This is a genomic window from Candidatus Nitrosacidococcus tergens (assembly GCF_902810445.1).
GTDB lineage: Bacteria > Pseudomonadota > Gammaproteobacteria > Nitrosococcales > Nitrosococcaceae > Nitrosacidococcus > Nitrosacidococcus tergens.
Map to the genome: position 1 here is coordinate 935,231 of NZ_LR778175.1, position 17,622 is coordinate 952,852.

A 17,622-nucleotide genomic window follows, 5' to 3' on the forward strand; every position below is an offset into this window, starting at 1 on the left:
ATCATTAGATGACTAACATAGTATAAATCCATTTTTTTAGCTTATAAAAAATTAATTTTTTATTTATTTTCCTAACAGAGTTCTTTACTATATCTGCCTATTGATCTGCTTTAAATAAGAGCTATCTGGTATGAAAGGGAAAAAAAAGAATTTAGATTTTATTTTTAAACTCTTAAGAAGAAACTATAAACGCAGTCCCCTTGTTCTTAGTTTACTCATAAAAATTATTCCTAATCTTTTTACACTTGAAAAACGCTATCCTCGTCTTTTTTTCCCCTTAATACTTTTAATCCTAGGTGGATTATATGGATATGAGTTATATGCCCGTTCCCAAATGATATATATGGGTATCCCTAAAGTCTTAGATAAGACATCTCCCTATACATGGACTCGTATCTTTCGTAATCATGGCTATATAGTGGGTTATTCAGATCTTCGAGGCAATCCTCTCTGGGTAAGCTATTTATTAAAACCGGTATCGGAAAATACCCCTTCTTATAAACGTCCTCCTAGATTTAGCTCAGACTGGCGTAATTTCTACCTTACAGATCATGATTCATATACAGGGAGTGGTTATGATCGAGGACATATGGCACCGAATTATGCAATTAGTCATATCTATGGACAAATAGGACAGTTAGATACTTTCAAAATCACTAATATCACACCCCAAACTAAAAACTTGAATGAAAAGCTCTGGGAGCGGTTAGAAGAGGTAGGGATTAATCACTTTGCCAAACAATTTGGCGAAGTACGGGTATTTACTGGCCCTATTTTTGGAGATAATCCCCAGCGACTTAAATCCTCTTTTTTAATACAAGTTCCAGAGAGTTTTTACAAGATATATCTTGTTCCACCTAAAGAAAAAGGTGAAATACCTAAAGTACTGGCATTTATCATGCCACAAAAAGTAAGAGGTAATGAGCCGCTAGATCGCTATCTTGTCAGTGTGGATGAGGTAGAAGAAAAAACAGGATTTGATTTTTTTCATAAATTAGATGACCAGATAGAGCAAAAATTAGAAGCTGAAATTAATCCTAACCCTTGGGATTTGAAATCAGTATCTAAACTACCCAGCCGCTATTAATTGATAAAATATAAAATAATGGAGCGTAATGCGTGATTAACAATAAAAGAAATTTTGCGATAAGCATTATTACAATTTTCTGCTTATTAAACAGTCCAATACTATTAGCGGAGGAAGAACTGGTTCGAACCAGTTGGTTTGGTGGTCCTGTTTATGATGGCGATCCAGATCTAAGTATCAGTGCTGCACTTATTCAAGCAGGTGGAGGAGAAAAAAACTTTAGCTTTAAAAAAGCACTAGTATCTATGCTAGGAGAGAAAGCAGTTAATCAAGAAGTGATAAAATTAACTGAAAAGCATGGAACAAAGATGATTAATAGCTGGATGACTGGAATGGATTTTGCGGTTAATTCTGCAATTAAGCATATGAATGACCGTGGTATTAAATTTCCTGATGCTCCTACTAACATGACTGGAGTAGTTCTTGCTAAAACACTAATTAAGTCAGGTACTGCACCAGATGGTGCCTATTGGGGAGGGTGGATGTTTGATAACATTATCCCCCATAGTATTCATAATCAAGTCATGATTGATATTGATAATAAACATGACTATAGATTCAATAAAGAACTACATTGTATCTTAAACTTAGCTATGTACGATGTTGCTCAATCTCTAGGTGAAACTCAAATTAAGTTATCTGCACTTGCTTCAAAGTACTGTACTGATGATTAGGTAATCTATTATGATGATTAGGTAATTTAAGAACCCTGTGAAATATAAGGAGGCAATATGAGTGAAATTCAAAAAGAGGTACTTGCAGCTAATCAAAAATATGCGGCAAATTTTGGTGAAAAAAGTAAATTGCCTATGCCTCCAGGGCGACACTTTGCTATTTTAACCTGCATGGATGCACGATTAGACCCAGCAAAATTTGCTGGCCTTTCCGAAGGAGATGCTCATGTAATCCGCAATGCTGGAGGAAGAGCCACTGATGATATTATCCGCTCTTTAGTAATTTCTTATAAATTACTAGGCACCTATGAATGGTTTGTAGTGCACCACACAGACTGTGGTATGGAAGTATTTACTAATGAAATTATGACCGATCTTTTAGCCAAAAGTTTAGAGACTGCTGTCTTAGATGAAAATGGTTGGAAAGATGTAGGTGTAAAGCCTGGAAGTTTGGAAGGTAAATATATTAATTGGCTCCCTATTGCTGATCAAGCTCAGAGCGTCTTTGAAGATGTACAGCGGATTCGCACACATCCACTAGTTCCTAGTCATATACCTATTTATGGTTATATTTATGATGTAAAATCAGGGAGACTCATAGAGGTACCTAAAGCAACAGAGATAGGTGCGGTACTTAAATAAGAATTTGCAGGAAGAAAAAAGTAGTAGCCATTTTAAAACTAATAAAATAATAAAAATGGCTACTTATTTTAAATGTTTTTATAGCATGGGCAAGGAATAGAAAACCATTGAGGAATATCACTATCAATTCTTAATGCAACTAGCTTTCCTCCCCAGACACATCCCCCATCTAGTGCAAACATAGATTGATTATAAATACCTGGATTTAATGTAGCCCAGTGACCGAAAATAACCTTAGTTTTTTGGTGTTTTCGAATAGACATGTCAAACCAAGGAATCAATCCTTTATTGCTAGTTTCACTATTTGGAGAATACTTTTCTTTTAAGGAAATCTCACCTACACTATTACAATAGCGTACTCGAGTAAGCCCATTAGAAATGAGTCGTAGACGATCCCAACCTCTTAAATCTTCACGCCACTTATTTGGGGTATCTCCATACATATGGGCTAAAAATTCTTGCCAACTCTCTCCCTGCAACACTTTTTCTAAAGATCGTGCATAAACTACTCCTCTAGGAATATCCCATTGGGGCAGTAACCCTGCATGCACCATAATAATATTTAATAAAGAGCCCTGATAAAGTAAAGGACGATACCGTAACCAAGTTATTAACTCTTCCCTATCTGATGCATCCAGTATTGTGCTTAAGGTATCGGAAAGGCTAGGCTCTTTAATTTTTGCAGCAAGTGCAAGTAGATGAAGATCATGGTTACCCAAGACGGTAACTGCTCTATCTCCTAAGCTACGGATAAATCGCAGTGTTTCAAGAGATTTTGGTCCCCTATTTACCAAATCTCCAGTAAACCATAATTGATCACATTTAGCGTTAAATTGAATATGATTTAAAAGTTGTTGCAACTCATCATAGCATCCCTGAATATCCCCTATGGCATAAATCGCCATATTTTTAATGAATGCATCCAGGTACAGCCAATGAGAAAATGCCTATATTCGCTTCAAAAGCAACCCCATCCTCGGTAACCATACAGTAACTACCCTGCATCGTACCTACCGGAGTTTCAAGCATGGCACCACTGGTATAACAAAATTCTCCACCTGGCTTTAGATAGGGCTGTTTTCCAACCACGCCTTGTCCATGTATTTCTTGTATTTGCCCTTCCCCATTAGTAATCACCCAGTGCCTTGTTAATAGGGTTACTGCTACCGTATTTAAGTTACGAATTTTTATAGTATAAGCAAAAATATACCTAGAGTCAGTAGGATCTGACTGCTCCTCAACAAAAAAGGTCTCTGCTGTTACTGCAACTTTATAAGCGGAATCTTCCATGAGACTAGCTATTAAAATATTACATTTTTCTGTCTTTATATCTTGCAGCAACTAGAGATGCACCCCACAAGCCAACTTTCGGTTCTAAAATCACTTTAACTGGGATATGCTCCAACAATACAGATAAACGCCCCTTATTAAGGAAAGCTTTCATAAATCCACCTGCCTGTAAATATTTAAGTATTTTAGGAGCAATACCTCCTCCTATAAATACACCCCCTTGAGAAATACAAGTAAGCGCTAAATTACCTGCTTGTGCTCCATAAATTTGAGCAAATAATTCCAATGATTTATTCGCCAAAGAATCTTCATATTCCATAGCAAAGCGACTAATAGCTGCTGCGGGATCTCCTTCTCGCATCGCATCTTTTAGTGCAGGATTTTCAGCAGCTGGACTCTGCTCTTTGAGAAAACGATAAATGTTAACAAGTCCGCTACCCGATAATAAGCGCTCATAGGAAACCCTAGCTAAACTCTGAGAGAGATATTCTAATAATTTAATTTGAAATGGCCCTGAAGGAGCAAAATCTACATGTCCTCCTTCAGTAGCTAATACTTGATAATGTCCTAATTGTTCATGCCACACTAAAAGTGCTTGACCTAATCCTGTACCTGCTCCAATAAGTGTTTGCGGTGCTTTTAGTTCAGGATCTCCTTGTTGTAACACCGCAAAATCATCTGGGCATAAACACTCAATACCATAGCCTTGTGCTTGAAAGTCATTAATTAAAATGACTTGTGGTATTTTAAATTTTACTTTTAGTGCCTCTGGATCAAGTTGCCAAGGAAGATTAGTTGCTTTAGCAACCCCATTAACCACAGGACCTGCTACAGCAAAACAAGCACTTACAAGATCTTTAGTGATTTTATTATCCACTTCAGATAAAAATTCTTGCAGTAAAGTATCAAAGCTCAAATAATCATTACTATGATAACGATGTTCTACCAGAACGTGGCGATCCTCTCTTTTCTCTGCCCACTCGATAATCTGAAATAGGGTTTTAGTGCCTCCAATATCTGCTGCTAATACTCTCATTGTTTATTCTCCCACACTTGTGCTGCCTGCTTATCTAAATACCAAAAAACTTCTTTTTTAGCTTGTAGCAGGAGTTGAATTGGATAATCCCTACCTTCTGGATTTTTTAAAATATTAGCAATCACTGGAGATTTATCTATTCCAGCAGCTAAAAATAAAACTTGATGTGCTTGTTCAATTAAAGGATAGGTGATACTAACTCGCCATGTACTCAATTTTTCTACATATACTGCCGCAACTAAACGATCATGTATTTCCAAAATAGAAGTATGAGGAAAAAGAGAGGCAGTATGCCCGTCTGCCCCTACCCCTAAAAGAATAAGATCAAATTTATTATCGGGTAAGTAATTTTTTAAAAGTTCAGCATAGCTATTTGCTGATACTTGAGGATTAGGATCTTCGGTTGGTATTCTAAATACTTGATAGGGGGGAGTAGGTATTTGATCGAGAAAGGACTCTCGTGCCATACGGTAATTACTATCCTTATCATCCATAGGTACATAGCGTTCATCGCCAAAATAGATATATACTCGTGTCCAATCTATTTCATCTATATAGGGTGTACTTGCTAACAGTTTATATAAACCCTTTGGCGTGTTACCTCCAGATAAGGCAACATGAAACGAACCCTTTTGACTAATTGCTGAATTAGCCACCTCTTTCCAATAATCTGCTGCACCTTGATAAAGATCAGATTGAGTAGGAAATACTCGGATTCTATCCATAATTCACCCCATTTATCCTATATTAATGATTAAAATACCATATAAGTTTATTTGCAATTAGCCAATCGGCTTAAACTTAATTGGCATGGTTAAATTAAGTGATCTCAACCTTAATTTGCTTAAATAAAGCAAATAATGCACTTATTGCAGTTAATTTTGGCACAAAGATAATAAGTATACCTACTACCACAAGAGCTGCCGCTAGAGGTACATCAGTTAAAATACTTCCTTGATTACCATAAATAGAGAGCCGATATAAACTAATATTTTTTACTACTTTAGTGATGAGCGCTATAAATTTTTCATATTGTTCTTTAAACATATCTGTATTTTGCATATTTTACACTACCTATATTTTGTACTGATAGTACTTAAAAAAAATATTAATAACTATATATTAAACTTGATTAGGTAAAACAGGTTTTCCTGTAGCGGCAACCTGTTCAATAATTTTAACGGCTAAATCAACCCCTCCTGATTTTTTTATTGATTCTTGCATTTTCAATGCCTTCTCTTTGTAAGATTTATCTTCTAGCACCTTTTTAATTGCCTCAGTGAGCCTAGGAGCAGTTAGTCGAAAAATATGTACTACCTCCCCTACCCCAGTCCATGCAATACGTGCGGCAACACCTGGTTGATCGCTAGTAATAGGAATAGCAACTAAGGGTACACCATTAGTGAGTGCTTCTAAAGTTGAATTTAATCCTGCATGGGTAATCATCAATGTAGCTCGTTTTAATAATTCTAATTGAGGAGCATAATTGACTACGATTGGATTTCCAGGCAGAGAAGGAAGCATTGTTTTATCCCCCGATCCTCCTAGGGACAGTACTAATTGAATATTTAAATTTTTACAAGCATCAGCAATAATATGAAAAGTACTTTCTGCCTTATTTTGAATAGTACCTAAAGAGGCATAAACTAAAGGTTTATCTGATGATAATTTCTCCCATGGAAACCCTATCTCTTCTCGGTGCTCTTCCGAATGGTAAGGTCCTGTAAAATGAAAATAGGGAGGTAAATCAGTTCTAGGAAATTCAAATCCTTTAGGTTGTTGGCTAATTTGAGCAAGGGAGGAATAATCATCATTAGGATTAGGATGAAGCGGAAGCCCCCACTGCTTCCGATAGCTACTTAGCACCCTACTAATAGGTTTTGATATATAGTAGAGTAACTGATATCCCATCCAGTTTCTCATATTGCCAAGCAGGCTATTAGGGCGATAATGCCAAGGCATAAATACAGGAGGAATAGATGAATCTGCGTTAAGCACTACGGCACTACATATACTCACAAAAGGAATCTGTAAGTATTCAGCAACCCCATCTGCACCTCGGGAGGTTTGATCGATAAGTAGCACATCAATCCCGGTTGTTTTAATTATTTGAGGAGCATCTTCCATAATAGCAGCTGCCTTTCTTCCAAATAAGGCAATTGCATGGCGTAATGCAGTGAGTCCATCTGTTTTCCCCATTTCCGCAAGAGGATCATCCATACTTCCTAATGGAAAATCATGCGTACCTATAGGCGAGAAATCCAGGTTTGCGGCGACCACTCTAGCTTGTGCATCTAAAAAATTAATTACAGTTACTTTATGTCCACGTTCTTTTAATTTTTGCCCTATAGGGAGAAACGTGTTTAAATGCCCAGTTGCTGCAGGGCAAACAATACCAAAATGAGTCATGAATAAAAGGCTCCGAAGCGATTGATTTTTGTTTCAGTAATATAACTAAAAAATGGCCTACATTATAGGCATTTATTTAAGTTTGTCATGATTAGTTTTCAATATATTATTTTTATTACATTTTACATAATATTTTCTTTCTATCCGTTTAAGATTTTTTCTCAAGAATTTTCTGCTCATCACTTAGCAGAAAAGGCAAAGATTAACGCATTTCAAGCAAGTAAAAATCAGCCGCTGCAACTATCAGAATCAGAAATCGAGTTTAAAGAATCAAAAAGACTACAAGGATTTGAACAAGGATTTATTCAAAGAAACAGGTTAGATGAAATTAATCCTAAATCCCTTGAGTGGGGTACAGATCTTTTCTCTGGGGATGGAATATATTTACGCACAATTGATCGGGATTTTGAAGTTGGTCTTCATGGTTATTTGCAAATAGATCACCGATCTTTTTTTGGCCCAACGCCTAACCTTTTAATGGCAAGACGTGCCCGCCCCTATATTGCTGGCAGAGTATTTCGTTATCTTAACTTTAAGTATATGCCGGACTTTGGTCAATTTAGGCAAGTACTTACAGTGGATGGGTTTCTTGATTTTAGCTATTGGTCTCAATTTCGAATCATGGCAGGGAAATTTCGTCTTCCTGTAGAACTAGAAATGCAGCAAACTGCTCGAGAAAATTTATTTATTGAGCGAGGTCTGCCTATGAATTTAGTCCCCAATCGAGGAACTGGAATCAAATTTTACGGAGATGTGCTAGCTAATCGGCTGAGTTACCAATTTGGTTTTTTTACCGGTATGCGAGACAATACCATTACTACTGATTTCCAATCCTATGATGGCTATGATTTTACCGCAAGGGTGATGGCACATCCTTTCATTAATCAAACCGATCATTGGTTAAAGGAGCTTGGGATCGGAGTAGGTAGTATGTATGGTAATGTAAGTGGGCAGATCTCTAATTTTAGAGATCCAGGTCAAGGCATTGGAGGAATTTATTTTTTTCAGTATCAAAATGGTACTGTTGCCGCTGGACAGAACTTTGATATTGCCCCTCAGTTCTACTACACTCGAGGTCCTTTTAGAGCCTTTGGAGAGTATGTGTTTCATAATCAGAATATAAAAAATACTACCGCTAGAGGAACGCTTAATCACCAAGCCTGGCAAGTTGCTGCCTCTTATATCCTCACCGGAGAAAATGCTGTTTTTGTTCCAAGTGGAGTCATTGTAAAACACAATTTTGATCCATCTCAACACTATTGGGGGGCAGTGGAAATCAAAGCTCGCTATAATGAGCTTTATGTAGATCCTCATGCTTTTCCTTTATTTGCTGATCCTAATAAAAGTGCAACTGGTGCAAAAGGATGGACTGTAGGCGTAAACTGGTATTTCACCTCTCAAATGAAAGCAATGTTGGACTATCAGCAAGCCACCTTTCAAGGAAAAGGAGGTAAAACCCTTGGAAATCATGGGGTAGAACACTTGCTTATGACTAGGCTACAATATGTTTTCTAGCTTAAAAGGAAATTTATAATTTCTTTATAATAAGCTCACCAGTCTGCTGTTTTTTACACCCACCGCTTTATCATGCACAGTTTTTTAAACTTAATAATGTATATATCCATACATGCTAAGTAGTTCTTATTCTAAATTAATTACCTGTTAGATTAAAAATTCTAACTCAATTAACCTTTCTTAAAACAGTCAGATAGGTCGGGAGGATTGCTATTCCTTCTCCCACTAAGAACCTGCTTGTGATTTTCATCGCACCCTGACAAGGCAATGCTGACAGTTAAAGTGCTCGTAGCTTTAAGCTATCTCCCTGTGTTTTTCTATCAAATAATTTCTTTTACCACTGCATTATTTCCTATGCAGGTTGCAACTTTTGTAGCCTTAGCCCTATAGTTATATATAATTTTTAATTATATATAACTATAAAAATATAATTTTATTTAATATAAAATATTAAATATTATTCAAGGAAGTTTTAATCAGATCATTCTTGTCTTAATTATAGGAAATTACATATGGAACTAGGATATATAGTATCTGGCTTATTCGTGGGATTTGTAGTGGGTTTGACGGGAGTAGGCGGTGGTTCGCTTATGACTCCAATTTTAATTTTTGGATTTGGTCTCTCTCCCTTAAGAGCAGTCGGTACTGATCTACTCTTTGCTGCACTTACCAAGATAGGTGGAGTTTGGAGCCATTGGCACCATCACACCATTCAGTGGCACATTGTGGGATTTCTCGCCTTAGGCAGTATCCCTTCAACATTAATTACTTTACAAATATTAAAAACTTTTCAATATCATGATCAACAGCTTACCTATGTAATTAATTTAATCTTAGGCATAGCATTAATTTTAACAGCCCTTGCGTTATCGTTAAAAGGTTGGCTAATAAATACTATCAAAGCTAACAATTCCTCTAAGGTTGTACTAATCATTCGACATCTGCGATCGAATCAAGATTTTATTATGATAAGTACGATTGTTACTGGTTGGGTATTAGGGTTTATCGTCACTATGTCTTCAATCGGAGCAGGTGCTTTAGGATCTGTTGCTTTATTGTATCTCTACCCAAATCTATACATGAATCAGCTCGCAGCTACTGATATTGCTCATGCAGTCCCTTTAACTATCATTGCTGGTTTAGGGCATTGGCATTTAGGATCAGTAGATACACATATTTTGTTTAATCTCCTTTTAGGCTCTCTTCCTGGGGTTTTTCTAGGTAGTCGTTTAAGTATTAGTATTCCAGATAGAGCCATACAAATTACTCTTTCTACTTTGCTCATGCTAATTGGTATTAAATTCATTCTTTAAATATAAAAATTTAACCATTAATGCAATATGTACTTATCTGCTTCGTATCTGGCTTTGTAGTAGAATATATGGCATATCATACTATTTTTATTATTTTTTTTAGCTTTATTTTTTTTCTTTCAAAAGGGGTTTTTTCTCAGGAATTATCTACCAATAAATTCGATAAAACTAACCCTAAATCCCTTGAGTGGGGTTCGGATTTTCTATCTGGAAAAGGAATTTATTTACGTACTACCGATCGAGATTTTGAAATAAGTATTCACGGCTATTTACAAATAGATCAGCGATCTTTTTTTGGGCCCACTCCTAATATTTTAATGGCTAGACGTGCCCGTCCTTCTATTGATGGCAGGCTATTTCGCTATTTTAGTTTTAAATACGCACCTGATTTAGGTCAATTTAGAACTAACCTTGTTGTGGATGGATTTGTTGATTTTAGTTACTGGTCTCAATTTCGAATCATGGCAGGAAAATTTCGCCTTCCTGTGGGGTTAGAAATGCAGCAAACTACTCGAGATGCTTTATTCATTGAGCGAGGACTTACTATGGATTTAATTCCTAATCGAAGTACTGGAATACAATTTTATGGGGATCTATGGGAAAATCGCTTAAGTTATCAATTTGGAGTCTTTGCAGGTATGCAGGATAATACAAACACTACTGATTTTGATGAGTCTCATGGCTATAATTTTGCCGCAAGAGTAATGACCCATCCTTTTATCAATCAAACCGATCATTGGCTAAAGGCACTTGATATTGGGATAGGCAGCATGTATGGCAATACAAATGGGGAGCTCTCTAATTTTAGAGAGCCTGCCCAAGGAATTGGAGGAATTTATTTTTTTAATTATCAAGATGGCACCATTGCTGCTGGGCAAAATTTTACTATTGTTCCTCAATTTCATTATATTCAAGGCCCTTTTAGAGCGTTTGGAGAATATGTGTTCCGTACCCAAAATGTGCAAAACATAGCTGTTCAACGTACCCTTTATTATCAAGCTTGGCAAATTGCCGCTTCCTATATCTTAACCAAGGACGATACTATTTTTGATTCAAATAGAATTCCAGGTGGAGTCATCGTAAAAGAAATTTTTAATCCATTCCAAGGACATTGGGGTGCAGTGGAAATTAAAGCTCGCTACAATGCGCTTTATGTAGATTCTCATGCTTTTCCTTTATTTGCTAATCCCAACCAAAATGCAAGTAGTGCCAAAGGATGGGCTATAGGGGTGAACTGGTATTTCACCTCTCAAACAAAAATGATGCTGGACTATCAGCAAGTCACTTTCCAAGGAGTAGGAGGAAAAACACTTGGAAATAATGGGGTAGAACACTTACTGATGGCTAGGCTACAATATGCCTTTTAATTTAAAATGGAGTCCATGATTTCTCTTCAGTAAAGCGGATGTACTCCACATTTACTCCGGCACGCCAACCAGAACTATTGCGCATGACTGCCAGTACTAAATCATCTTTTTTCATATAGCTGACTTTGATATTTCCAGGAAAATCTACACTATTCCCCATATTCGAAATTCTTTGAAAAAGCATTTCTGGATCATCCAAATGATAAATAAAAATAAATACTTTGGAGGCATTACCGCCAATATCAAGCCCTACTGACGGGATACGCCAGTATATTTCTTGATCCTGCCAATCCTCTCCATGTAATATCCCTTTACCATAACGCACCCCAAAAAGTGCAGCTCCTCCATTTTCTGTACCAGAAATATAGGCGGTAGGATCGCCATATTTTTTAAATATATTCTTTACTGCTTTTTGAAAGCTATTAATAGAAACATCAAGAGATTGGGCTGCTATACGAATAAGATCTGTATGGATAAAATCTTCTGCTGTATCACTACTCTCTTCAGTCTCTGATGCATCACTGCTCTCTTCAATCTCTGAAGATTCAAGCTGTTGTGCTTCTATTTCTTCACCATTGTTATCATTAATTAAATCAATTGTACTGACTGTAGCTCCATAAGCTATGGTATAAACAGCTAGAAATATAACCGTTAGCACAAAATGCCAGATCCTATTCATATTCCCTCCACTTTTTTACTTCCCTTTATTTTTTAGAATGGAATCCATGATTTTTTATCAGTGAATTTCATATAATCTATATTTACCCCTGCTCGCCAACCTACACCAGTACGAATAGGTGCTAAAATGAGATCTCCTGCCTGCTGATAATTAACCCCTATACCACCTACTACATAAAAGCTTCCACCAACACCCGGAATTCTCTGAAAGATATCATTAGGGTTTTTTAAGTGATAGACTAAAATAAATACTTTAGAAATATTACCCCCTGCATCAAAGCCTATAGAAGGGCTACTCCAGTAAACATTTTTATCTTTCCAAGTTTTGCTATGGAGTATGCCTTCTCCATAGCGAAGGCCAATCCCTAATGCTCCTCCCCCTTCGGTACCGGTAATATAACCATTAGGGTTACCCTGCTTCTTAAATACCCCTTCAATCACTTCAGCCAGTGCCTTGGTTGATTCTCCAAAGAAGTCTGAAGCTGCACTAATGACTCCTTGTTGAGAATACTCTTGATCCTGTGTCTTAGTATCTGCATAAAGCAAGGTACCATAGCTTATTAAGAAAAATAATAAAAAGTATTTCACTATAGCCAGTTTACTTTTCATCTTAATCATTAGCATCACCACCAATAATAACCAAAGGGAGAAAAGCCATAGGGATACATATAGGGATAACCAAATCCATATCCGTATGGGTAACCAAAACCAAACCCGCCATAACCACCATAACCACCATAATAAGGATAATAATAACGAGCTGTAATCGGCTCCCAAAGATAGTATTTTACAGTCTGTATTACCGGAAATGGATAAGAGAGCTCCCCAATTTTTCTTTCTTCCAAGTCTATTACTTTGCCGTAAATCGTAATTTCTCGATCTTTTTTATAAATCTCTGGATCTAAAAACTCAGCAACTGTAGCAATAAAACGGCCATCGCTTTTATCCCCTCCTACAGGTCGACCTTCATCTCCTAAAGGTTGAGCAAGGATTTCAAAAACAGTACCCTCTTTTTTATTATGGATACTAGCAATTTTTCCTCCCCAACGTATAAAACTGCCTTGATATCGGTGAACATCAGCTTGTACTGCCTGAATACTAGGGTTTTTAGGAGGCTGATCTCGAATCAATTGAGGCACTTGGCTCTCACAACCGATTAATATCAAAGCAGTAAAAATAAGTGCTATTTTTTTTAGCATAGAGTATTTTTTTTAAATTAGAGTAATTAATTCATGAGATAGTTATAAACTATTTGGCTAATTTTTTAATAAGCAAGTATCAATTCACCTAATTTTCACTATGGAACCCACTTCATCTTATTCTAGTACAAATAAACAAGAAACGATTGTTTTACTTCATGGACTTTGGATGTATAAACTTGGTCTATATCCTATGGCGAAACGCTTAAGAAGCTATGGATATCATGTCATTTGTTTTGGTTATCCCTCCGTACGAAAATACCCTAAGGAGATCGTTGAGACGTTACATCAAAAAGTGATTCACTTAGAAAATGAAACTATTCATTTTGTAGGTCATAGCTTAGGCGGATTGCTCATTCAGCATTTTTTTGAAACCTATCCTGATCAAAAACCAGGACGTGTGATTGCGTTAGGTAGCCCTTTTGCAAGCAGCAAAGCTGCTCATCGAGTTTATACTCTTCCTCTAGGCCGTCATATTTTAGGAAAATGTGCAGGAGAGAAATTATTACTTGAGCCTAGAGCACCTTGGCATTTTAAACAAGAGCTAGGGGTTATTTCCGGTACTCGCAGTGCAGATTTAGGCAAAATCATTGCTCAGCTTTCTTTACCAAATGATGGAACCGTCACCGTTGAAGAAACAAAACAAGAAGGAATGACAGAACATTGCTTGCTAGAAATCAACCACAATGGGTTACTTTTTTCTCCACTAGTAGTACCCTTTATTGATCGATTTTTACAAACGGGTCGTTTTAAGGAACAATAAATTATAGCTCTCCCCAAAGGGTAAGAACAATGTTCCGACTACCTCCATGATCTCTATGTTCACCAAAATAGATTCCCTGCCAAATTCCTAGGTTAAACTGACCTTGAGTAATAGGAATCTGTACACTCGATCCTAAAATACTACTTTTAATATGGGCAGGTAAATCATCACTACCTTCTAAAGTATGGCGATAATAAGGCTCATTTTCAGGTACTACTTGGTTAAAAAAACTTTCAAAATCAGTTCGAACAATAGGATCGGCATTTTCATTAATCGTTAATGATGCGGAGCTATGTTTAATGAAAACATGTAATAGCCCTGTTTTGATTTGCGCAAGTTCTGGCTGGCAAGCTACTTTAATTTCTTGCGTGATTAAATGAAATCCCCGCCGATACGAGTTTAATTGAATTTCTTTTTGAATCCACATAAATTAGCGTATTTAAATATTAAAAAAGAAATGGCTAAACAAAACATACTTTTCATTATTGCATATGATTTTGATGGTACCTTAGCCCCTGGTAATATGCAGGAGTATAATTTTATTCCCGCACTCAACATTGAACCAAAAGATTTCTGGACTGAAACAGAGAAAATCGCCAAAGAGCAAAGTGCGGATAAAATTTTAGCTTATATGAAGCTTATGCTGCAAAAAGCAAGCACAGCTCAAATACCCATTCGAAAGGAAGATTTTATCCAATATGGAAAAGACATTGAGTTATTTCCCGGTGTAAAAGATTGGTTTGATCGGATTGATAAATACGGAAAAGCACATGGAGTTAAAGTAGAGCATTTTATTATTTCTTCAGGATTACGAGAAATGATAAAAGCAACACCCATTGCAAAGAAGTTTAAAAAAATCTATGCCTCTGGATTTATGTTTGATGAAAATGGAGTTGCAAACTGGCCTGCTCTTGCCATTAACTATACGACTAAAACACAATATTTATTTCGTATCAACAAAGGCACTCTTGAGGAGCACGATGATTCTCAAATTAATCAAATTAATAAATACGTTGCTCTAGAGAAACGGTCAGTGCCTTTTGAAAATATAGTATTTATTGGAGATGGGGAAGCCGATATTCCTTGTATGCGGTTAGTAAAAGATAAAGGAGGATATTCTATTGCTGTATATGTATACAATCGAAAAAAACGTAAATCTCAAGCTAAAGTGCATCAATTAGTAACAGATGGGCGTACTACTTTAGTAGCCACTGCAAATTATGAAGAAAATAAAACAATCGATCGGGCAGTCAAAGCGATGATTGACAGAGTAGTAGCAACACATACGCTACATGAAATAAGCAGAAAAACCTAAGAAGCTATTTTTTCAAGCTCGGCAGTAGGATTGCTGCTGTTTTGTACTTTTTGTAGCATATCTCGTACATAACAACCGCACTTGCCACAATCTTGAATAACACCAAGTTCATCTCGCAGACCGTGAATACTATTCGTTCCTTGATCAATTGCTTGTTGTAATTTTTTATCACTGACTGCCCGGCATACACAGATATACATAACTACTATCCTCTATTGTTTTTATACCTCCATATAAATACAAATGAGAATGATTGTCAATGTACTTTTAATAAAAAATAAATATATTAATGAAATCAATCAAGTAATCCTTGAAACTGAGATTCATCTAAGATAGCTATTCCTAGATTTTGTGCTTTATTTAATGTTGATCCCGGTTGAGTACCGACAACCACATAGTTTGTTTTAGATGAAATATGACTATTTACCCTACCTCCTAGTGTTTGTATTTTCTCTTTAGCTTGGTTGCGAGTCATTGCAGCTAAAGTACCAGTAAAGACAAAAATTTGATTTAAAAGCGGTAAGTGATGAGAATCTTCTTCCTTATAGATGCCATCTTCTGCCCAAAAAACTCCTTCTTCTTGTAGTTTATATATCACTTCACAATTATGATTTTGGCGGAAAAAAACCACAATATGAAAAGCAACAACAGAACCTATCTCCGGGATTTTTTGAAGTTGTTCTTCATCACTTGCCATTAAAGCAGTTAAAGAACCAAACTCTCTTGCTAGCAGTTGTGCGGTAGTCTCCCCCACTTCACGAATACCTATCGCATACAGAAAGCGAGCAAATGTAGTTTTTTTACTTTGCTCAATCGCACTTACTATCTGAGTAGCTCGTTTTTCTCCAATACCCTCTAAAGTTGACAATTTTTCTATAGTGAGCTGATATAAATCAGCCGGATCTTTAACTAAGTCTGACTCTACAAGCTGAGCAATGATTCTTTCTCCTAAACCACAAATATTCATGGCTTTTCTAGAAACAAAATGCTTAATCATTCCTTTTCGCTGAGCTGGACAATACAATCCACCACTACAACGAGCTATGGTATTTTCCTGATCCTTAACTACCTCAGAGTTACAAACAGGGCAGCATTGAGGCATAACAAAAGGAGTGCTATTTTCTGGGCGACTTTCTAAGATAACACTTATTACTTCAGGAATTACATCCCCAGCCCTGCGGACTAAGACTCTATCTCCGATCCGAATGTCTTTTCGCTGCACTTCTGATTCATTATGCAGGGTAGCATTACGAATCACTACTCCGCCTACCAAGATAGGATCTAATCGTGCAACAGGAGTGAGCATACCAGTACGTCCCACCTGAACTTCAATGGCAAGCACTTGAGTGGAGACTTCTTGGGCAGGAAATTTATAGGCAATTGCCCAGCGGGGTGCTCTAGCAGTAAAACCTAGACTATTTTGCTGCGTTAAATCATCTACCTTGAATACCACACCGTCAATTTCATAAGGTAATTGAGATCGTAGCCCTGATAGTTTTTCAAGATATGCCCAACATTCATCCATATCACAAACAAGTTGACTATAAGGAGAAATAGGAAATCCCCATTCCTTTAGCTGCATTAAGACTCTATTTTGAGAAGTAGGAATATTGCCTTGTCCTACTTCTCCTATCCCATAACAAAATATAGCTAAGGATCGAGTTGCGGTAATTTTAGAATCTAATTGGCGTACACTTCCGGCTGCTGCATTTCTTGGGTTAACAAAAGGTTTTTCTCCTTTTAATTTACTCTCTTGATTTAATTGATAGAAAGCTACCTTAGGCATATATACCTCCCCTCGTACTTCTAAAATATTAGGCACATTCCTTCCCCTAAGTTGTAAAGGAATAGTGGGAATAGTACGGATATTATGAGTGATATCTTCTCCAACTTGACCATCTCCTCGAGTGGCTCCTTGAGTAAGTATTCCATTTTGGTAGCACAAATTAACCGCTAGCCCATCTAATTTAGGCTCAGCCACATAGCAAATCTTAGATAAATCTAGTCGTTCCTTATTTCTTTGATCAAAATGTTCTAGCTCATTCCTATCAAAAGCATTATTTAGTGAGCGTAAAGGTACCTTATGCTGTAGCTTAGCAAAGGTTTTTAGTGGAGCAGAACCTACCCGTTGGGTAGGGGATTGAGGTGTAATAAGGGCTGGATATTTTCTCTCTAAATCCTCTAATTCCTTGAAAAGTTGATCGTACTCAAAATCTGCAATTAAAGGTTGATCAAGTACATAGTAAGCATAGTCATACTCATAAATTAAATGTCGTAACTCTTTAATGCGCCCTTGGTCCCTATTATTATAAGGAGTAGGCATAAACATACGCT

20 protein-coding genes are annotated in these 17,622 nt (G+C 36.7%); 8 read left to right on the top strand and 12 right to left on the bottom strand.

Annotation, left to right across the window (positions count from 1 at the left end; translation table 11 throughout):
• Window positions 1-130 precede the first annotated feature (130 nt).
• From NSCAC_RS04570 to NSCAC_RS04580, 3 genes are read left to right on the top strand one after another with little or no spacing between them, the layout of a single operon-like run.
• Window positions 131-1,087, top strand: a complete 957-nt coding sequence (locus NSCAC_RS04570; protein ID WP_197743684.1) for a DNA/RNA non-specific endonuclease — start codon at window positions 131-133, stop codon at window positions 1,085-1,087.
• Between the two features lie 32 nt (window positions 1,088-1,119).
• Window positions 1,120-1,761, top strand: coding sequence for a hypothetical protein (locus NSCAC_RS04575; protein ID WP_197743685.1), 642 nt, complete (start codon window positions 1,120-1,122; stop codon window positions 1,759-1,761).
• A 57-nt stretch (window positions 1,762-1,818) separates the two neighbouring features.
• Window positions 1,819-2,403 carry a beta-class carbonic anhydrase gene (locus tag NSCAC_RS04580; protein ID WP_197743686.1) on the top strand — a complete coding sequence of 195 codons (585 nt, stop codon included), beginning with the start codon at window positions 1,819-1,821 and terminating at the stop codon, window positions 2,401-2,403.
• Between the two features lie 68 nt (window positions 2,404-2,471).
• On the opposite strand, the gene NSCAC_RS04585 is transcribed toward NSCAC_RS04580, so the two are convergent.
• The 6 genes from NSCAC_RS04585 to NSCAC_RS04610 all read right to left on the bottom strand — a co-directional run bounded on the left by NSCAC_RS04585 (window position 2,472) and on the right by NSCAC_RS04610 (window position 7,138).
• Window positions 2,472-3,308, bottom strand: coding sequence for a symmetrical bis(5'-nucleosyl)-tetraphosphatase (locus NSCAC_RS04585; protein WP_197743687.1), 837 nt, complete (start codon window positions 3,306-3,308; stop codon window positions 2,472-2,474).
• Between the two features lie 4 nt (window positions 3,309-3,312).
• Complete coding sequence (apaG, locus tag NSCAC_RS04590) at window positions 3,313-3,693, bottom strand: Co2+/Mg2+ efflux protein ApaG (protein ID WP_197743688.1); 381 nt, start codon at window positions 3,691-3,693, stop codon at window positions 3,313-3,315.
• A gap of 19 nt (window positions 3,694-3,712) precedes the next feature.
• Window positions 3,713-4,729, bottom strand: coding sequence for a glucokinase (locus tag NSCAC_RS04595; RefSeq protein ID WP_197743689.1), 1,017 nt, complete (start codon window positions 4,727-4,729; stop codon window positions 3,713-3,715).
• On the bottom strand, window positions 4,726-5,454 hold the full coding sequence (gene pgl, locus NSCAC_RS04600; protein ID WP_197743690.1) for a 6-phosphogluconolactonase: 729 nt from the start codon (window positions 5,452-5,454) through the stop codon (window positions 4,726-4,728). The genes NSCAC_RS04595 and pgl overlap by 4 nt, the downstream gene beginning before the upstream one ends.
• Window positions 5,455-5,548: 94 nt before the next feature.
• Complete coding sequence (locus tag NSCAC_RS04605) at window positions 5,549-5,791, bottom strand: DUF4342 domain-containing protein (RefSeq protein WP_197743691.1); 243 nt, start codon at window positions 5,789-5,791, stop codon at window positions 5,549-5,551.
• 60 nt (window positions 5,792-5,851) lie between these two features.
• Window positions 5,852-7,138 (bottom strand): glycosyltransferase, encoded by a 1,287-nt coding sequence (locus NSCAC_RS04610; protein ID WP_197743692.1) that lies wholly within the window; start codon window positions 7,136-7,138, stop codon window positions 5,852-5,854.
• Window positions 7,139-7,225: 87 nt separating this feature from the next.
• Between NSCAC_RS04610 and NSCAC_RS04615 the strand changes: the two genes are divergently transcribed.
• From NSCAC_RS04615 to NSCAC_RS04625, 3 genes are all read left to right on the top strand, one after another.
• Window positions 7,226-8,653 carry an OprO/OprP family phosphate-selective porin gene (locus tag NSCAC_RS04615; protein ID WP_197743693.1) on the top strand — a complete coding sequence of 476 codons (1,428 nt, stop codon included), beginning with the start codon at window positions 7,226-7,228 and terminating at the stop codon, window positions 8,651-8,653.
• Between the two features lie 512 nt (window positions 8,654-9,165).
• On the top strand, window positions 9,166-9,966 hold the full coding sequence (locus NSCAC_RS04620; protein WP_197743694.1) for a sulfite exporter TauE/SafE family protein: 801 nt from the start codon (window positions 9,166-9,168) through the stop codon (window positions 9,964-9,966).
• 68 nt (window positions 9,967-10,034) lie between these two features.
• On the top strand, window positions 10,035-11,333 hold the full coding sequence (locus tag NSCAC_RS04625) for an OprO/OprP family phosphate-selective porin (protein ID WP_197743695.1): 1,299 nt from the start codon (window positions 10,035-10,037) through the stop codon (window positions 11,331-11,333).
• Between the two features lies 1 nt (window position 11,334).
• Here NSCAC_RS04625 and NSCAC_RS04630 read toward each other — a convergent pair whose 3' ends face one another.
• From NSCAC_RS04630 to NSCAC_RS04640, 3 genes are read right to left on the bottom strand one after another with little or no spacing between them, the layout of a single operon-like run.
• The gene (locus NSCAC_RS04630) at window positions 11,335-12,012 is read right to left on the bottom strand and encodes an EipA family protein (protein ID WP_197743696.1); all 678 of its coding nucleotides are present in this window, start codon (window positions 12,010-12,012) and stop codon (window positions 11,335-11,337) included.
• Between the two features lie 32 nt (window positions 12,013-12,044).
• A complete protein-coding gene (locus NSCAC_RS04635) occupies window positions 12,045-12,629 on the bottom strand; it encodes a DUF1134 domain-containing protein (protein WP_197743697.1) in 585 nt (194 codons plus the stop codon).
• A gap of 5 nt (window positions 12,630-12,634) precedes the next feature.
• On the bottom strand, window positions 12,635-13,210 hold the full coding sequence (locus tag NSCAC_RS04640) for a Slp family lipoprotein (protein WP_197743698.1): 576 nt from the start codon (window positions 13,208-13,210) through the stop codon (window positions 12,635-12,637).
• A gap of 100 nt (window positions 13,211-13,310) precedes the next feature.
• Between NSCAC_RS04640 and NSCAC_RS04645 the strand changes: the two genes are divergently transcribed.
• The gene (locus NSCAC_RS04645; protein ID WP_197743699.1) at window positions 13,311-13,973 is read left to right on the top strand and encodes an esterase/lipase family protein; all 663 of its coding nucleotides are present in this window, start codon (window positions 13,311-13,313) and stop codon (window positions 13,971-13,973) included.
• A 1-nt stretch (window position 13,974) separates the two neighbouring features.
• Here NSCAC_RS04645 and NSCAC_RS04650 read toward each other — a convergent pair whose 3' ends face one another.
• Entirely contained in the window at window positions 13,975-14,400 is a 426-nt protein-coding gene (locus tag NSCAC_RS04650; RefSeq protein WP_197743700.1) for a secondary thiamine-phosphate synthase enzyme YjbQ, read from the bottom strand.
• A 30-nt stretch (window positions 14,401-14,430) separates the two neighbouring features.
• Between NSCAC_RS04650 and NSCAC_RS04655 the strand changes: the two genes are divergently transcribed.
• Window positions 14,431-15,288, top strand: a complete 858-nt coding sequence (locus NSCAC_RS04655) for an HAD family hydrolase (protein WP_197743701.1) — start codon at window positions 14,431-14,433, stop codon at window positions 15,286-15,288.
• Here the strand turns inward: NSCAC_RS04655 and NSCAC_RS04660 are convergent.
• On the bottom strand, window positions 15,285-15,488 hold the full coding sequence (locus NSCAC_RS04660) for a (2Fe-2S)-binding protein (RefSeq protein ID WP_197743702.1): 204 nt from the start codon (window positions 15,486-15,488) through the stop codon (window positions 15,285-15,287). The two genes, NSCAC_RS04655 and NSCAC_RS04660, sit on opposite strands and share 4 nt — an antisense overlap.
• Window positions 15,489-15,583: 95 nt before the next feature.
• Window positions 15,584-17,617 (bottom strand): NAD-dependent DNA ligase LigA, encoded by a 2,034-nt coding sequence (ligA, locus tag NSCAC_RS04665; protein ID WP_456298404.1) that lies wholly within the window; start codon window positions 17,615-17,617, stop codon window positions 15,584-15,586.
• Between the last annotated feature and the right edge of the window lie 5 nt (window positions 17,618-17,622).

Excerpts from the sequence above, each read along its gene's own strand:
- NSCAC_RS04570 (WP_197743684.1), top strand. The coding sequence starts at position 131 with ATGAAAGGGAAAAAAAAGAATTTAGATTTTATTTTTAAACTCTTAAGA.
- NSCAC_RS04580 (WP_197743686.1), top strand. The coding sequence starts at position 1,819 with ATGAGTGAAATTCAAAAAGAGGTACTTGCAGCTAATCAAAAATATGCG.
- NSCAC_RS04585 (WP_197743687.1), bottom strand. The coding sequence starts at position 3,308 with ATGGCGATTTATGCCATAGGGGATATTCAGGGATGCTATGATGAGTTG.
- apaG (WP_197743688.1), bottom strand. The coding sequence starts at position 3,693 with ATGGAAGATTCCGCTTATAAAGTTGCAGTAACAGCAGAGACCTTTTTT.
- NSCAC_RS04595 (WP_197743689.1), bottom strand. The coding sequence starts at position 4,729 with ATGAGAGTATTAGCAGCAGATATTGGAGGCACTAAAACCCTATTTCAG.
- pgl (WP_197743690.1), bottom strand. The coding sequence starts at position 5,454 with ATGGATAGAATCCGAGTATTTCCTACTCAATCTGATCTTTATCAAGGT.
- NSCAC_RS04605 (WP_197743691.1), bottom strand. The coding sequence starts at position 5,791 with ATGCAAAATACAGATATGTTTAAAGAACAATATGAAAAATTTATAGCG.
- NSCAC_RS04610 (WP_197743692.1), bottom strand. The coding sequence starts at position 7,138 with ATGACTCATTTTGGTATTGTTTGCCCTGCAGCAACTGGGCATTTAAAC.
- NSCAC_RS04615 (WP_197743693.1), top strand. The coding sequence starts at position 7,226 with ATGATTAGTTTTCAATATATTATTTTTATTACATTTTACATAATATTT.
- NSCAC_RS04620 (WP_197743694.1), top strand. The coding sequence starts at position 9,166 with ATGGAACTAGGATATATAGTATCTGGCTTATTCGTGGGATTTGTAGTG.
- NSCAC_RS04625 (WP_197743695.1), top strand. The coding sequence starts at position 10,035 with ATGGCATATCATACTATTTTTATTATTTTTTTTAGCTTTATTTTTTTT.
- NSCAC_RS04630 (WP_197743696.1), bottom strand. The coding sequence starts at position 12,012 with ATGAATAGGATCTGGCATTTTGTGCTAACGGTTATATTTCTAGCTGTT.
- NSCAC_RS04635 (WP_197743697.1), bottom strand. The coding sequence starts at position 12,629 with ATGATTAAGATGAAAAGTAAACTGGCTATAGTGAAATACTTTTTATTA.
- NSCAC_RS04640 (WP_197743698.1), bottom strand. The coding sequence starts at position 13,210 with ATGCTAAAAAAAATAGCACTTATTTTTACTGCTTTGATATTAATCGGT.
- NSCAC_RS04645 (WP_197743699.1), top strand. The coding sequence starts at position 13,311 with ATGGAACCCACTTCATCTTATTCTAGTACAAATAAACAAGAAACGATT.
- NSCAC_RS04650 (WP_197743700.1), bottom strand. The coding sequence starts at position 14,400 with ATGTGGATTCAAAAAGAAATTCAATTAAACTCGTATCGGCGGGGATTT.
- NSCAC_RS04655 (WP_197743701.1), top strand. The coding sequence starts at position 14,431 with ATGGCTAAACAAAACATACTTTTCATTATTGCATATGATTTTGATGGT.
- NSCAC_RS04660 (WP_197743702.1), bottom strand. The coding sequence starts at position 15,488 with ATGTATATCTGTGTATGCCGGGCAGTCAGTGATAAAAAATTACAACAA.
- ligA (WP_456298404.1), bottom strand. The coding sequence starts at position 17,617 with ATGTTTATGCCTACTCCTTATAATAATAGGGACCAAGGGCGCATTAAA.